The sequence below is a fragment of the Pseudomonas sp. WS 5410 genome (assembly GCF_012985645.1).
Classification (GTDB): Bacteria; Pseudomonadota; Gammaproteobacteria; order Pseudomonadales; family Pseudomonadaceae; genus Aquipseudomonas; species Aquipseudomonas shahriarae.
On sequence record NZ_JAAQWS010000002.1, the window covers coordinates 117271 to 131489 of the forward strand.

The 14219-nt window shown below is 62.0% G+C and carries 15 protein-coding genes; 11 read left to right on the forward strand and 4 right to left on the reverse strand.

Annotated elements, in window-relative coordinates; all coding sequences use genetic code 11:
- Nucleotides 1-49: 49 nt before the first annotated feature.
- The 11 genes from rsfS (at nt 50) to HBO24_RS04030 (ending at nt 10571) form a co-directional block, all read left to right on the forward strand.
- Nucleotides 50-544, forward strand: a complete 495-nt coding sequence (gene rsfS / locus HBO24_RS03980) for a ribosome silencing factor (RefSeq protein ID WP_032861691.1) — start codon at nt 50-52, stop codon at nt 542-544.
- Nucleotides 545-553: 9 nt separating this feature from the next.
- The gene (gene rlmH, locus HBO24_RS03985) at nt 554-1021 is read left to right on the forward strand and encodes a 23S rRNA (pseudouridine(1915)-N(3))-methyltransferase RlmH (RefSeq protein ID WP_029292262.1); all 468 of its coding nucleotides are present in this window, start codon (nt 554-556) and stop codon (nt 1019-1021) included.
- Nucleotides 1022-1036: 15 nt separating this feature from the next.
- The gene (gene mrdA / locus HBO24_RS03990; protein ID WP_115129078.1) at nt 1037-2932 is read left to right on the forward strand and encodes a penicillin-binding protein 2; all 1896 of its coding nucleotides are present in this window, start codon (nt 1037-1039) and stop codon (nt 2930-2932) included.
- Nucleotides 2933-2963: 31 nt separating this feature from the next.
- Complete coding sequence (gene rodA / locus HBO24_RS03995; RefSeq protein WP_050492738.1) at nt 2964-4067, forward strand: rod shape-determining protein RodA; 1104 nt, start codon at nt 2964-2966, stop codon at nt 4065-4067.
- A gap of 17 nt (nt 4068-4084) precedes the next feature.
- Nucleotides 4085-5095, forward strand: coding sequence for a lytic murein transglycosylase B (gene mltB, locus HBO24_RS04000; protein WP_115129077.1), 1011 nt, complete (start codon nt 4085-4087; stop codon nt 5093-5095).
- Entirely contained in the window at nt 5095-6090 is a 996-nt protein-coding gene (locus HBO24_RS04005; RefSeq protein ID WP_115129076.1) for a septal ring lytic transglycosylase RlpA family protein, read from the forward strand. The genes mltB and HBO24_RS04005 overlap by 1 nt, the downstream gene beginning before the upstream one ends.
- 182 nt (nt 6091-6272) lie before the next feature.
- A complete protein-coding gene (locus tag HBO24_RS04010; protein WP_029292257.1) occupies nt 6273-7430 on the forward strand; it encodes a D-alanyl-D-alanine carboxypeptidase family protein in 1158 nt (385 codons plus the stop codon).
- A gap of 85 nt (nt 7431-7515) precedes the next feature.
- Complete coding sequence (locus tag HBO24_RS04015; RefSeq protein WP_029292256.1) at nt 7516-7791, forward strand: DUF493 domain-containing protein; 276 nt, start codon at nt 7516-7518, stop codon at nt 7789-7791.
- A complete protein-coding gene (gene lipB, locus HBO24_RS04020) occupies nt 7791-8438 on the forward strand; it encodes a lipoyl(octanoyl) transferase LipB (RefSeq protein WP_115129075.1) in 648 nt (215 codons plus the stop codon). The genes HBO24_RS04015 and lipB overlap by 1 nt, the downstream gene beginning before the upstream one ends.
- A 25-nt stretch (nt 8439-8463) precedes the next feature.
- The gene (lipA, locus tag HBO24_RS04025) at nt 8464-9465 is read left to right on the forward strand and encodes a lipoyl synthase (RefSeq protein WP_057444888.1); all 1002 of its coding nucleotides are present in this window, start codon (nt 8464-8466) and stop codon (nt 9463-9465) included.
- Between the two features lie 173 nt (nt 9466-9638).
- Nucleotides 9639-10571 (forward strand): LD-carboxypeptidase, encoded by a 933-nt coding sequence (locus HBO24_RS04030; RefSeq protein ID WP_170059333.1) that lies wholly within the window; start codon nt 9639-9641, stop codon nt 10569-10571.
- Nucleotides 10572-10666: 95 nt separating this feature from the next.
- On the opposite strand, the gene HBO24_RS04035 is transcribed toward HBO24_RS04030, so the two are convergent.
- From HBO24_RS04035 to lptE, 4 genes are all read right to left on the reverse strand, one after another.
- Nucleotides 10667-11992 carry a lytic murein transglycosylase gene (locus HBO24_RS04035; RefSeq protein ID WP_170059334.1) on the reverse strand — a complete coding sequence of 442 codons (1326 nt, stop codon included), beginning with the start codon at nt 11990-11992 and terminating at the stop codon, nt 10667-10669.
- A gap of 61 nt (nt 11993-12053) precedes the next feature.
- Nucleotides 12054-12218 (reverse strand): alternative ribosome rescue factor ArfA, encoded by a 165-nt coding sequence (gene arfA / locus HBO24_RS04040; RefSeq protein WP_003176285.1) that lies wholly within the window; start codon nt 12216-12218, stop codon nt 12054-12056.
- A gap of 235 nt (nt 12219-12453) precedes the next feature.
- Nucleotides 12454-13491 carry a DNA polymerase III subunit delta gene (gene holA, locus HBO24_RS04045; RefSeq protein WP_057960696.1) on the reverse strand — a complete coding sequence of 346 codons (1038 nt, stop codon included), beginning with the start codon at nt 13489-13491 and terminating at the stop codon, nt 12454-12456.
- A 39-nt stretch (nt 13492-13530) separates the two neighbouring features.
- Nucleotides 13531-14136 carry an LPS assembly lipoprotein LptE gene (gene lptE, locus HBO24_RS04050; protein ID WP_057439009.1) on the reverse strand — a complete coding sequence of 202 codons (606 nt, stop codon included), beginning with the start codon at nt 14134-14136 and terminating at the stop codon, nt 13531-13533.
- Nucleotides 14137-14219 lie beyond the last annotated feature (83 nt).

Sequence of the window (14219 nt, forward strand, 5' to 3'; positions counted from 1 at the left end):
AATAGTCGTGTATTGAAGCGCCCGAACTAATGAGCAAAACGAGTTTTATATGACGAACAAAGACGTAAGCAAAGTTAAGCGCAAAGGCACGTTCAAGAGCGCACCGTTGCCAGTGGAAGCCCTGCTGGTCCCGGCCCCTGAAGGCGAAGCGCTGGTCGCGCTGGCCGTAGCCGCCCTGGAAGACGTGAAGGCCCAGGACATCCAGGTCCTGGACGTGCGCGACAAGCAAAGCATCACCGACTTCATGATCATCGCCACCGGTACCTCCAACCGCCAGATCGGCGCGATGCTGGACAAGGTTCGCGAAGCCGTCAAAGCCCAGGGCGTCAAGCCACTGGGTGAAGAAGGCAAGGGCGATAGCGACTGGGTGCTGGCTGACCTGGACACCGTGATCGTACACATGATGACCAGCAACGCTCGCCAGTTCTACGACCTGGAGCGTCTGTGGAAAGGCGCCGAGCAGAGCCGTGCTGCCGATGGCAAGCACCACAGCCCTGAAGTCGGTCACGCGCACTTCGACAAGCTCAACAAAGACCAGGAATAAGGAACGGCTGTGCGCCTGCGTCTGATCGCTGTCGGTTCACGCATGCCCAAGTGGGTGGAAGAAGGCTGGCATGAATATGCCAAGCGTCTGCCATCCGAATTGGCGCTGGAACTGGTGGAAATACCCCTCAACACCCGGGGCAAGAACGCCGATGTGGCGCGCTTTATCCGTCAGGAAGGCGAGGCGATGCTGGCCAAGGTCGGTGCCAACGAGCGCATCGTCACCCTTGAGGTGCACGGCAAACCCTGGAGCACCGAGCAGTTGGCGGTGGAACTGGATCGCTGGCGCCTGGATTCGCGCACGGTCAACTTCATGGTCGGCGGCCCCGAGGGGCTGGCGCCGGAAGTCTGTGCACGGGCCGATCAGCGCTGGTCGCTGTCGCCCCTGACGTTGCCCCATCCGCTGGTGCGGATTCTGATTGGTGAACAGCTGTATCGCGCCTGGACAGTCCTGTCCGGGCACCCTTACCACAAATAGTCTGCGCCCTGCCTGATGACCCAGCCGATCCGCATCAAGGACCACGAGAAAGACGCACGTCTTGTACGCGCGCGCGTGATCTTTGGCGCGATCGCGGTGGTGGCGTTGATGTGCGTGTTGATCGCCCGCCTGTATTACCTGCAGGTGATCCAGTACGAGTATCACTCCACGTTGTCGGAAAACAACCGGGTGCATGTGCAGCCGATCCCGCCAACCCGTGGCCTGATTTTCGACCGCAATGGCGTGGTGATTGCCGATAACCGGCCCAGTTTCAGCCTGAGCATGACCCGCGAACGGTCCGGTGACTGGCAGCAGATCCTTGATGTGATTGTCGAGGTGCTGCAACTGACGCCGGAAGACCGGGCGATCTTCGAGAAGCGCATGAAGCAGGGGCGGCGCCCGTTTGAACCGGTGCCGATCCTGTTTGAGCTGACTGAAGAGCAGATCGCCAGGATCGCCGTGAACCAGTTCCGCCTGCCGGGGGTGGAGGTGGTGGCGCAACTGGTGCGGCATTACCCGCAGGGGGCGCACTTTGCCCACTCGGTCGGTTATATGGGGCGGATCAACGAAAAAGAGCTGAAAACCCTCGATCCGGTCAATTACAGCGGCACCCACCATATCGGCAAGACCGGTATCGAGCGCTTCTACGAGCCGGAGCTGCACGGCCAGGTGGGTTACGAGGAAGTCGAGACCAACGCACGTGGCCGGGTGCTGCGGGTGCTCAAGCGCACCGACCCGATTCCCGGCAAGGACATTGTCCTGAGCCTGGATATCAAGCTGCAGGAGGCCGCGGAAATGGCCCTCGGCGGGCGTCGTGGTGCGGTGGTCGCGCTGGACCCGAACACCGGCGAGGTCCTGGCCATGGTCAGCCAGCCGAGTTTCGACCCCAACCTGTTTGTCACCGGGATCAGCTTCAAGGCCTATGCCGAGTTGCGTGATTCCATCGACCGGCCGTTGTTCAACCGGGTGCTGCGCGGTCTGTATCCACCGGGTTCGACCATCAAGCCGGCGGTGGCGATTGCCGGCCTGGATGCCGGTGTCGTGACTGCTTCCAGCCGGGTCTACGATCCGGGTTACTACATGTTGCCCAACTACGATCACAAATACCGTAACTGGAACCGTACCGGCGACGGCTATGTGGACCTGGATACGGCGATCATGCGTTCCAACGACACCTACTTCTATGACCTGGCCCACAAGCTGGGGATTGATCGTTTATCGACCTACATGGGCAAGTTCGGCCTCGGTCAGAAAGTGTCCCTGGATATGTTTGAAGAATCCCCAGGCCTGATGCCGTCCCGCGAGTGGAAGCGCGCCACCCGGCGCCAGGCCTGGTTCCCCGGTGAGACGCTGATCCTGGGGATCGGCCAGGGCTATATGCAGGCCACGCCCTTGCAACTGGCCCAGGCCACGGCGCTGGTGGCCAGCAAAGGCAAGTGGATTCGTCCGCACCTGGCCAAGACCATCGAGGGTGAACAGCCGGTGGATGAAAACCCGATCCCGGACATCGTCCTGCGCGACCCGTCCGACTGGGCCAAGGTCAACCACGGCATGCAACAAGTGATGCACGGCGCGCGAGGCACGGCGCGCAAGGCGGCCATTGGCGCGCAGTATCGGATTGCCGGCAAGAGCGGGACCGCCCAGGTGGTCGCAATCAAGCAGGGCGAGAAATACGACCGCTCCAAAGTCCAGGAACGCCATCGCGACCACGCCTTGTTCGTCGGTTTCGCCCCGGCCGACAACCCGAAAATCACCGTGGCGGTGATGGTCGAGAACGGCGAGTCCGGTTCCGGCGTGGCCGCCCCGGTGGTGCGCCAGATCATGGACGCCTGGTTGCTGGACCAGGACGGCAAGCTCAAGCCTGAGTTTGCCAACCCTTCAAGCGCGGAGGCTACGGCCCGTGAAGAGTAATTTCGACCGCATTCTCTCCAGTGAGGATGTGATGCGCCGCCGCGCCACCTTGTTGCAGCGCATGCACATTGATGGCCCGTTGCTGATCCTGCTGCTGACCCTGGCAGCCGGTAGCCTGTTCGTGCTGTATTCGGCCAGTGGCAAGAACTGGGACCTGCTGATCAAGCAGGCGTCCTCGTTTGGCCTGGGCCTGTTGTCGATGGTGGTTATCGCCCAGCTGGAGCCGCGCTTCATGGCGCGCTGGGTGCCGCTGGGGTATGTCGCCGGGGTGCTGCTGCTGGTGGTGGTGGACGTCATGGGTCACAACGCCATGGGCGCCACCCGTTGGATCAATATCCCGGGGGTGATTCGCTTCCAACCGTCGGAATTCATGAAGATCCTCATGCCGGCCACCATCGCCTGGTACCTGGCCAAGCGCACCTTGCCGCCGCAGCTCAAGCATGTGGGGATCAGCCTGATCCTGATCGGCATTCCATTCATTCTGATCGTGCGCCAGCCGGACCTCGGCACCGGCCTGCTGATTCTTGCTGGCGGTGCATTCGTGTTGTTCATGGGCGGTCTGCGCTGGCGCTGGATCGTCAGTGTGCTGGTGGCGGCTGTGCCGGTGGCTGTCGCCATGTGGTTCTTCTTCATGCACGATTATCAGAAGCAGCGAGTCCTGACCTTCCTCGACCCCGAGAGCGATCCGCTGGGCACCGGCTGGAACATCATCCAGTCCAAGGCGGCCATCGGTTCCGGCGGCGTGTTTGGCAAGGGTTGGTTGCTGGGCACCCAGTCGCACCTGGACTTCCTGCCGGAAAGCCACACTGACTTTATTATCGCGGTGATGGGCGAGGAGTTCGGCCTGGTGGGCATCTGCGCACTGTTGCTGATCTACTTGCTGTTGATCGGGCGTGGCCTGGTGATTACCGCGCAAGCGCAGACGTTGTTCGGCAAATTGCTTGCCGGCGCGCTGACAATGACTTTTTTTGTTTACGTTTTCGTCAACATCGGTATGGTCAGTGGCCTGCTGCCGGTGGTTGGGGTGCCGTTGCCGTTCATTAGCTACGGCGGAACTTCGTTGGTGACATTACTGTCAGCGTTTGGGGTCTTGATGTCGATCCATACCCATCGCAAGTGGATCGCACAGGTTTGAATAAGGTGAAGATGTCAATGCAAGCAATGCGCGGCTGGGCTGCTCGGTATGCGTCCTGTCTGGGCTTGGTGGGCGCCTTTGGCGCTGCACAGCCAGCCCTGGCCGGCGATTACGACGGCTCGCCCCAGGTCGCCGAGTTTGTCGGTGAGATGACGCGTGACTATGGTTTCGCCGGCGAACAACTGATGGGCGTGTTCCGCGAGGCCCAGCGCAAGCAGTCGATCCTCGATGCGATCTCTCGCCCCGCCGAGCGCGTCAAACAGTGGAAGGACTATCGCCCGATGTTCCTCACCGACGCCCGGGTGGCGCGGGGTGTGGACTTCTGGCGCCAGCACGAGGCCGTACTGGCCCGTGCCGAGCAGGAATATGGCGTGCCGGCCCAGGTGATCGTGTCGATTATCGGCGTTGAAACCTTTTACGGGCGCAATACCGGCAGCTACCGGGTGATCGACGCCTTGTCGACCCTGGGCTTCGATTACCCGCCCCGTGCCGAATTCTTCCGCAAGGAACTGCGCGAGTTCCTGCTGCTGGCCCGTGAAGAGCAGGTCGACCCATTGACCCTCAAAGGCTCCTACGCCGGGGCCATGGGCCTGCCACAGTTCATGCCGAGCAGCTTTCGCGCCTACGCCGTGGATTTTGACGGTGATGGCCATATCAACATCTGGAGCAACCCCGATGATGCCATCGGCAGCGTTGCCAGCTACTTCAAGCGTCACGGCTGGGTGGCTGGCGAGCCGGTGGTGATTCGCGCCGATGTCACGGGCGATCGCGCCGATGAAGGCCTGACCCAGGGCATCGAACCGGTGAAAACCGTCGGGGAGTTGCGGGCGCTGGGCTGGTCAAGTCATGATGCGCTGCGCGATGATATGCCGGTTACCGCCTTCCGCCTGGAGGGCGCAGACGGCCCGGAATACTGGATGGGCCTGAAGAATTTTTACGCAATCACGCGTTATAACCGCAGTGTGATGTACGCCATGGCCGTACATCAGCTGTCAGACATGCTGGTTCAAGCACGGGGCGTCAAGTAATGCGGGTATCGCCGATCAATAAACCGCTCAAGCTGGTGGCGCTTGCCGCATTGTCCTTGCTGGTTGTCAGTTGCTCCACCAGCCGTGCGCCGGTGCAGAAGGCCGGTGGCCCGGTAGTTCGCGCGCAGCCGGGGCTGGATATCAACCGGGCTCACAAGGACGGCGCGCCGTGGTGGGACGTCGACGTCTCGCGCATCCCGGATGCCACGCCGACCCTGCATACCGGCAACTATAAAGCCAACCCCTACACGGTACTGGGCAAGACCTACTTCCCGCTGCAGGAATCCAAGAACTATGTGCAGTCGGGCACCGCGTCCTGGTACGGCACCAAGTTCCACGGGCAGAACACCGCCAACGGCGAAGTGTATGACCTGTACGGCATGAGCGCGGCCCACAAGACCTTGCCGCTGCCGGCCTATGTACGGGTGACCAACCTGGACAACAACCGCGTGGTAATCCTGCGGGTCAACGACCGTGGGCCGTTCTACTCCGACCGAATCATCGACTTGTCCTACGCAGCCGCGAAAAAACTCGGCTATGCCGAATCCGGCACGGCGCGGGTCAAGGTCGAAGGCATCGATCCGGCCCAGTACTGGGCCCAGCGCGGCAAGCCAGCGCCATTGATGCTCAATGAACCACAAAGCGCCCAACCGCAGATCACCGCTTCGGCGGGCAAGGTCGAGCAGTGGACGCCGCCGCCCCAGCAGCACGCCGCGCCAGTCGTGGCGGTGCCACAGGCGGCGCCGGGCAATGCAGCGGGCGGGCAGTACCTGCAAGTCGGCGCTTTCGCCAACCCGGATGCGGCAGAACTGTTAAGGTCCAAGCTCAGCGGGATGGTCAGCGCGCCAGTCTTTATCAGCTCCATTGTGCGTAACCAGCAGACCCTGCACCGGGTACGCCTGGGCCCCATCGGCTCGGCGGGCGAGATTGCCCAGGTACAGAACAGCGTGCGATTGGCCAACCTGGGTCAGCCCAGCGTGGTCGGCGCCGAATAAGCAGTAGCGGATCGAGGGTGCTGGCACGCTTGCGCGCCGGGGCCCTGGTTGCAGGCTCTTCGAATAATAAAAACCCGAAGGCAAGGGTTGAGCTGGCAACTGAATACGCGACAGCCTGGTGACGGGCTGTCTGAATGTTTTGCCCGCGAGGGCAAGTTTCCATAAGCAATTTCGAGAGACGGATGAACATCACCACCTTAGCCAAACGCCTGTGCCTGCTTGTCCCGCTGATCATTGCGCCCGCTGCCTGGGCCGTCGAAATGATGCCAGCGCCACCGCAACTGGCTGCCAAGTCCTACGTGCTCATGGATGCCGCCAGCGGCAACGTGCTGGTCGAAAACAACGGTGACCAGCGCCTGCCGCCGGCCAGCCTGACCAAGCTGATGACCGCCTATATCGCGACCCTGGAAATCCGTCGCGGCCAGATCGGTGAAAACGATCCGGTGACCGTCAGCGAAAACGCCTGGCGCACCGGCGGTTCGCGGATGTTCATCAAGGTTGGCTCCCAGGTCACTGTCAGCGACCTGCTGCACGGCATCATCATCCAGTCCGGTAACGACGCCAGCGTCGCCCTGGCCGAACACATTGCCGGCAGCGAAGATGCATTTGCCGACATGATGAACAAAACCGTGACTGACCTGGGCATGACCAACAGTCACTTCATGAACCCGACCGGCCTGCCAAACCCAGACCACTACTCGTCGGCCCATGACATGGCGATCCTGGCGCGCGCGATCATTCGTGTCGACCCGGTGCACTACGCCATCTACTCCCAGAAAGAATTCTTCTGGAACAACATCAAGCAGCCTAACCGCAACCTGTTGCTGTGGCGCGACAAGACCGTCGACGGCCTGAAAACCGGGCATACCGACGAAGCCGGCTACTGCATGGTGTCCTCGGCTGTGCGTGACGGCCAACGTCTGATCGCCGTGGTGTTCGGCACCAACAGCGAACAGGCCCGTGCGGCGGAAACCCAGAAGCTGCTGACCTATGGCTTCCGTTTCTTCGAAACCCAGACCTTCTACCAGAAGGGTGCCGAACTGGCCCAGGCTCCTGTGTGGAAAGGCACCGAGCGTCAAGTCAAGGCCGGCCTGGCTGACGACCTGACCCTGACCATGCCTAAAGGCCAGCTGAAGAAGCTGGCTGCCAGCATGACCATGAACCCACAACTGACCGCGCCAATCGCCAAGGGCGATGTGATCGGTAAAGTCGAAGTGAAGCTGGACGACAAAGTCGTACACAGCGCCGATCTGATCGCACTCGACGCCGTTGAGGAAGGTGGTATCTTCCGCCGCGTGTGGGATAGCATCCGTCTATTCTTCTACGGCTTGTTCAACTGATTGTGTGCACCCGCAAGGCCCCGCGTTGATCCGACGCGGGGCTTTGCCCGTCGCCACGGCTTACCGCTTACGAGGCCGTTTCGCCATGACCGATAAAGAAGTAAAGGCGCCAAAGATCGAATTCCCGGTGACGGACTATCCCGTCAAGGTGATCAGCGATACCGGTGTGGGCAACAAAGACAAGATCCTCGAGATCATGCGTAAACACGCAACGATCAACGACAACCGTGTGGATGAGCGCTTGAGCACCAACGGTAAGTACACCACGATTCAGTTGCACATCGTTGCGACCGGTCAAGACCAGCTTTACGACATCAACAGCGAACTGCGAGCCACCGGTTTCGTACATATGGTGTTGTGATGTCGCAGGTCCTGGGCTTTCGCGAGCTCGGCCAGATGGCGTACGAGCCGGTCTGGCACGCCATGCAGCGCTTTACCAATGAGCGCGGCAGCTCGGCTCCCGACGAAATATGGCTGGTGGAACACCCGCCGGTATTCACCCAGGGCCAGGCTGGCAAGGCTGAGCATCTACTACTTCCGGGTGATATTCCGGTGGTGCAGGTCGACCGAGGTGGTCAAGTGACTTACCATGGGCCCGGACAACTGGTGGCTTATTTGCTGCTGGATGTGCGCAAGCTGGGTTACGGCGTGCGTGAGCTGGTCAGTCGCATGGAAAACTGCCTGATCGAGCTGCTGGCCAGTTATGGTGTGACTGCCGCGGCCAAGCCCGATGCTCCAGGTGTGTATGTCGACGGCGCGAAAATCGCCTCCCTGGGCCTGCGCATCCGCCATGGCTGTTCCTTTCATGGCCTGGCCCTGAACGTGGACATGGACCTGGCGCCGTTTCGCCGGATCAATCCCTGTGGTTACGCCGGTTTGGCCATGACCCAGTTGAGCGATCACGCAACACCCCTAGAATTTGCCGAGGTAAGTGCCCGGCTGCGCGCGCAGCTCGTCAAACACCTCGACTATGCTGAGCAGACGACCCTGACGGGCGGAATCGACTGATATGACTACTGATGTTGTGCAAACCATGATCCCGACGCTGGACATTACCGAGCGTCCGGCCCCGGCTCCGCGTGCCAAGGTGGAAGCCGGCGTCAAGCTGCGCGGCGCCGAGAAGGTTGCACGCATCCCGGTGAAGATCATTCCGACCACCGAGCTGCCGAAAAAGCCCGACTGGATCCGCGTGCGCATCCCGGTCTCGCCGGAAGTCGACCGTATCAAGGCGCTGCTGCGTAAGCACAAGCTGCACAGTGTGTGCGAAGAGGCCTCGTGCCCGAACCTGGGCGAGTGCTTCTCCGGCGGCACCGCGACCTTCATGATCATGGGTGACATCTGCACCCGTCGTTGCCCGTTCTGCGACGTTGGCCATGGCCGGCCGAAGCCACTGGACGTCAACGAGCCGGAAAGCCTGGCCATCGCCATCGCCGACTTGAAACTCAAGTACGTGGTGATCACCTCGGTAGACCGCGATGACCTGCGCGACGGCGGTGCTCAGCACTTTGCCGACTGCATCCGCGAAATCCGCAAACTGTCGCCGAACGTGATGCTCGAGACCCTGGTCCCGGACTACCGTGGCCGTATGGACGTCGCCCTGGAAATTACCGCCGCCGAGCCGCCAGATGTGTTCAACCACAACCTGGAAACCGTTCCGCGCCTGTACAAGGCTGCGCGTCCGGGTTCGGACTACCAGTGGTCGCTGACCCTGCTGCAGAAATTCAAGCAGATGATGCCGCACATCCCGACCAAGTCCGGGCTGATGCTGGGCCTGGGCGAAACCGACGAAGAAGTCATCGAAGTCATGAAGCGCATGCGCGAACACGACATCGACATGCTGACCCTCGGCCAGTACCTGCAACCGTCGCGCAGCCACTTGCCGGTGCAGCGTTTCGTGCACCCGGACACCTTTGCCTGGTTTGCCGAAGAAGGCTACAAGATGGGCTTCAAGAACGTCGCGTCGGGCCCGCTGGTACGTTCGTCGTACCACGCCGACGAACAGGCCAAGCTGGTCAAGGCTAGCCTGGTTTCCTAAACCTTGGCGCCGATCCATTTGTGTGGATGGGCGTGTAGGGGGGCTGGTTTGTGTGGGAGCGGGCTTGCCCGCGATAGCATCGCCTCGGTGCAACTGATACACCGAGGCGTGTGCATCGCGGGCAAGCCCGCTCCCACAGTTCGTTGCGCTGCACAGAATAGGGAGAACCAAGGATGACTAACCCGCTTGCCACCGTCGTACCCGCCCTGCGCGCCGAAGGTGTGATCGGCCTCATTGCCCCCGCTGGCCCCGCCGCGCTGGATGTTGAAAAGGCCGGGCAATGGATGCGCGCCCGTGGCTACGAGCTGCGGATTTTCTCGGGGGTGTATGAGCGCGATGGCTATCTGGCCGGCAGCGATAAAGTACGCCTGCGCGACCTGCACGCGGCCTTCGCCGACCCCGAGATCGACGCCATCTTCTGTCTGCGCGGTGGCTACGGCACCCCACGCTTGCTCGATAGCGTGGATTTCGAGCTGCTGGCAGCCAATCCCAAGCCCTTCGTCGGCTACAGCGATATCACCGCGCTGCACTTGGCGATCAGCCGCTACGCCGGCTTCGTGACCTTCCACGGCCCGATGCTCAATGCCGACCTGCTCGGTGACAAGCAACAGCCCACTGAGTCATCACTGTTCAGCCTGCTGCGCGGCCAGCTGGGCGCTGGCAGTGTGCTGGCGCACCCAGTGGCGTACCCGCTGACCACCATTGAGCCTGGCATCGCCTGTGGGCGCTTGCTGGGGGGCAACCTGTCGATGATCGCGGCGGTGATGGGCACGCCCTTCGAGCTTGATGCCGAGGGCATCATCCTGTTTATCGAGGACGTCAACGAGCCAATCTATCGCATCGACCGCCTGCTGACGCACTTGCGCCTGGCGGGCAAGCTGGCGCAGGTGCGCGGTGTGCTGGTGGGGGATGTGGCGGGAGTGGATAACGTCGCGCTGGAGCGGCTGCTGAAACAGACCTTCCAACCGTTCTGCGTTCCGGTCCTGTCCGGCTGGCGCAGCGGCCATTGCGACCCCAATCTGACCTTGCCGATGGGCGCCTTGGTGCGCCTGGATGCGGGGGAACAGCGGCTGGTGCTGGAGCAGGATGTGGTGTCTAGGCTCTGAGTGTTTTGCCGCCTGTCGGCACGCTATCGCGAGCAAGCTGGCTCCCACAGGGAATTGCATTCCAAATGTGGGAGCGGCAGTCGCCCTACACCGATCTAGCGGCTACGCAACGACTCCAACAATTTCACCGTCGGATATCCATCCGCCGGCCAGCCCAACGACTGCTGCGCCGCACGAATCGCCTTGCGCGTATTGGCGCCGATAATCCCGTCCGGGTTGCCGGCCTCATAGCCATTGGCGCTCAACACCGTCTGCAACTCGATGCGCTGGGAGCGGGTCAGTGGCAGTTCATCCGTTGGCCAATCGCCGCGAATCACCCCACCGCCGCCAAAACGCTCGGACAACAGGCCGACCGCCAGGGCGTAGGACGACGAGTTGTTGTACTTGAGGATTGCGCGGAAGTTATCCAGCACCAGGAACGCCGGGCCACGATGGCCGGCCGGCAGCAGCAGGGCGGCCGACAGCGTTTCTACGTTGGGCGGCACGCTGGCACCGGCCGGCACCCGCAGGCCCAGCTTCAACCATTCGCCGACCGGCTTGCGCACCACGCCATCAGCCAGGGCGTAATCGAAGTTTGTCGGCAATTGCTGCACCTCAAAGCCCCACGGCTGGCCTTTCTGCCAGCCCGAGCTTTGCAGGTAGTGCGCAGTGGAGGCGAGGGCGTCGGCCGAGCTGTTCCAGATGTCGCGGCGACCGTCGCCGTCGAAGTCCACGGCGTGGGTGTTGTAGGTGGTCGGTATGAACTGGGTCTGGCCCATGGCGCCGGCCCACGAACCGCGCATCTGTTCGGCTGGAATGTCACCGTGCTGGATGATTTGCAGCGCGGCCAGCAACTGCGCCTGGGCGAATGCCGGCCGGCGGCCTTCATAGGCCAGGGTCGCCAGGGAGCGGATCACCGAGTTATTGCCCTGGAACGAACCGAAGTTACTTTCCATGCCCCACACCGAGACCAGCACCTGGCGATCAACGCCGTAGCGCTGTTCGATGCTTTGCAGGATATCGGCGTGCTTGATCAGCAAGGCCTGGCCATTGCGTACGCGCAGCGCCGACAAGGCACCGTTGAGGTATTCCCACACCGGGCGGGAAAACTCCGGCTGGCTGCGGTCGGCGCGGATGACCGCCATGTCGGGGGTGACGTTGGCGAAGGCGGTGTCGAATACCGTCGGGGTGATACCGGCCTTCAGGGCCTCGACGCGAAAACCTGCCTGCCATTCGGCAAAGGTCTGGGTCGGTTGGATATCGAGATTGGTCACCGCCAGGGGCGCAACTACGGCGGGGGCGGCAACCGGTGCGGTCTGGAGCGTGGGCAGGGGCTGAGCGTCGGCGGCGGTGGGTTTTTCGGCGCAGGCGACTAACAGGATCAGGCTGGAGGCAGCAATCAATTGGCGAAGGTGCCAACGACGGGAAAGACTAGAGGGCATGCACAGGTCCAGGAAATACGAATCAGGTGCAGACCTTATCATGCCAGAGGGGCGCTTGCCTTCAGGCAGCCAGAAAGTAAGAAGCCTCCCAGCTATTAGACTGGAAGGCTTCGCGGCGGTAGCTGCCTTTGCCTTTGCCGGCGCGTTCCTGGCGACTGCGGAACAACGGCTGGGCGATGATGGATTTGGCCTTGTTGGGGCCATGCTTGGATGGCTTTTTGCTCATGATCGGGACTCTCCGATGGGGTGGGTGATGCGGTGCAAATCATCTGCCGAAGTCTGCCGGCTGTCCAGCCCGGCGCGATGTAGGAAATATCAAAAACCTGAATACGGCGACGATCAAAACTGTAGGAGCTGGCTTGCCTGCGATGGCATCACCACCGCATGACTGACACACCGAGGCGCCTGCATCGCAGGCAAGCCAGCTCCTACATTGGTTTTGTGGTGGTTGGGCGAGCGTGCTATTCGGCGGGCAGTGCCAGGCGCTGGCCGGACATCAGCAGCGACAAACGGCTCAAGCTCATCCACGGCGACCCTGCGGCCTGGCCCTTGATCTGCGCGTCGATGCGTTGGGCTTCGAGCAACAATTGCGCCCAGCGTTGCGCCGAGTGCCGTTGCAGGGCCTTGCTCATCAGGGGCTTGCGCTTGTCCCACACCGGCGGGCGGGCCTGGCTGAAGGCCTTGTCCAGAGGGGTGCCCTGGCTGTACTGCAGGGCGATATTGGCCAGCAAGCGCAGTTCCCGGGCCAGCGCCCAGAGAATCACCGGCGGCTCGACCCCTTCACCGCGCAGCCCTTCGAGCATGCGCAAGGCGTGGGCCGCATCACCGTTGAGGATTGCGTCCACCAGCCCGAATACGTCAAAGCGTGCGCTGTCGGCCACCGCGCCCTGCACGGTCTCGACGGTGATCTGGCCACCTTCGGCCATCAGCTTGAGCTTTTCGATTTCCTGGGCCGCCGCCAGTAGGTTGCCTTCAACCCGGGCCGCGATCAGTTCGACTGCGTCCTGGCTGGCAGACAATCCGGCTTGCGACAGGCGTTGGCGAATCCATTGCGGCAACTGACTGCTGTCCACCGGCCAGATCTGGATGAACTGGGTCTGTGCCCCTTCCACCAGCGCCTTGCCCCATTTGGTTTTCTGCGCGCTGCCATCGAGCTTGGGCAGGCTGATCAGCAACAGCGTGTCCTCGGCGGGGCGGGCGCAGTACTCCATCAGGGCTGCCGCGCCTTTGTCGCCGGGCTTGCCCGAGGGCAGGCGCAGTTCCAGCAGGCGTTTTTCGGCAAACAGCGACATGCTGGCCCCGGCCTGGAGCAGGGTGCCCCAGTCAAAGCTGGCGTCGGCGCTGAACACCTGGCGTTCATCAAAGCCTTGCTGGCGCGCAGCCTGGCGAATGGTGTCGGCGGCTTCCTGGCACAACAGCGGATCATCGCCACTGACGATGTACACGGGCGCGAGGTTGCCTTGCAGGTGTTTGGCGAGTTGGGCGGGGGCGAGTTTCATAGGCTGGATGGACGGGGCGCATGACGCGCCCCGTCTGGTTTACTCGGCAGGGACTTCAACAGGCGATTGCTTGGGAATGCTGTTTTCATAGTCCTGCGCGGCTTTCAGCGCCTCGGCATCCGCCTTGGCCTTGGCGTCGGCAGTCTGCTGCAGGGCATCGAGCTGGGCCGGGCTGATCATCTGCAGGCGCAGGACCATACGCTGGACCAGGTCACGGCGCATTTCATTGCGCACCTGATTGACCTCAGTGTCGGAACCGACCAGGTTGTTGCCGTCGTGCGTCACGACTTTCTGCACTTGCAGTTTGTCGCTGATCAGCGGCAACTGGTCGTGGCCCTGGATCTGGAACATGAGCACGCTGCTCAACTCGATGTCCGAAGACCGGCCGGCACTGGCGTAGCTGAGGTTACGCTGGGTCTCTTTCTCGTCGATCAGCACCAGCTTGTAAGCTGCGCCGTTATAGACTTTGACGCCGCTGTTTTCCAGAGTTTGGCGCAGCTGGGTCACGGTTTCACCATAGGAGTTGCGCGCGCTGACATCCAATTCCTTGATCGCCAGTTCCGTGGTGCCGGTGCCGCGCAGCTGGAAGCCGCATGCGCTCAGCAGTACGGCAAGGCCCATAACCAGCAAGTTGCGTTTGATCATTTTATTGCTCCCCTTGAAACCATGTGGGCCTTATCGAGGCCCTGGAGGTTTTGTTCGGCGCCAGGGCTCTTGCCCTGGCGCCC

What these genes read in the sequence shown, in the direction of transcription:
- rsfS (WP_032861691.1), top strand. Translation starts at nt 50, where the DNA reads ATGACGAACAAAGACGTAAGCAAAGTTAAGCGCAAAGGCACGTTCAAG.
- mrdA (WP_115129078.1), top strand. Translation starts at nt 1,037, where the DNA reads ATGACCCAGCCGATCCGCATCAAGGACCACGAGAAAGACGCACGTCTT.
- rodA (WP_050492738.1), top strand. Translation starts at nt 2,964, where the DNA reads ATGCGCCGCCGCGCCACCTTGTTGCAGCGCATGCACATTGATGGCCCG.
- mltB (WP_115129077.1), top strand. Translation starts at nt 4,085, where the DNA reads ATGCAAGCAATGCGCGGCTGGGCTGCTCGGTATGCGTCCTGTCTGGGC.
- HBO24_RS04005 (WP_115129076.1), top strand. Translation starts at nt 5,095, where the DNA reads ATGCGGGTATCGCCGATCAATAAACCGCTCAAGCTGGTGGCGCTTGCC.
- HBO24_RS04010 (WP_029292257.1), top strand. Translation starts at nt 6,273, where the DNA reads ATGAACATCACCACCTTAGCCAAACGCCTGTGCCTGCTTGTCCCGCTG.
- HBO24_RS04015 (WP_029292256.1), top strand. Translation starts at nt 7,516, where the DNA reads ATGACCGATAAAGAAGTAAAGGCGCCAAAGATCGAATTCCCGGTGACG.
- lipB (WP_115129075.1), top strand. Translation starts at nt 7,791, where the DNA reads ATGTCGCAGGTCCTGGGCTTTCGCGAGCTCGGCCAGATGGCGTACGAG.
- lipA (WP_057444888.1), top strand. Translation starts at nt 8,464, where the DNA reads ATGATCCCGACGCTGGACATTACCGAGCGTCCGGCCCCGGCTCCGCGT.
- HBO24_RS04030 (WP_170059333.1), top strand. Translation starts at nt 9,639, where the DNA reads ATGACTAACCCGCTTGCCACCGTCGTACCCGCCCTGCGCGCCGAAGGT.
- HBO24_RS04035 (WP_170059334.1), bottom strand. Translation starts at nt 11,992, where the DNA reads ATGCCCTCTAGTCTTTCCCGTCGTTGGCACCTTCGCCAATTGATTGCT.
- arfA (WP_003176285.1), bottom strand. Translation starts at nt 12,218, where the DNA reads ATGAGCAAAAAGCCATCCAAGCATGGCCCCAACAAGGCCAAATCCATC.
- holA (WP_057960696.1), bottom strand. Translation starts at nt 13,491, where the DNA reads ATGAAACTCGCCCCCGCCCAACTCGCCAAACACCTGCAAGGCAACCTC.
- lptE (WP_057439009.1), bottom strand. Translation starts at nt 14,136, where the DNA reads ATGATCAAACGCAACTTGCTGGTTATGGGCCTTGCCGTACTGCTGAGC.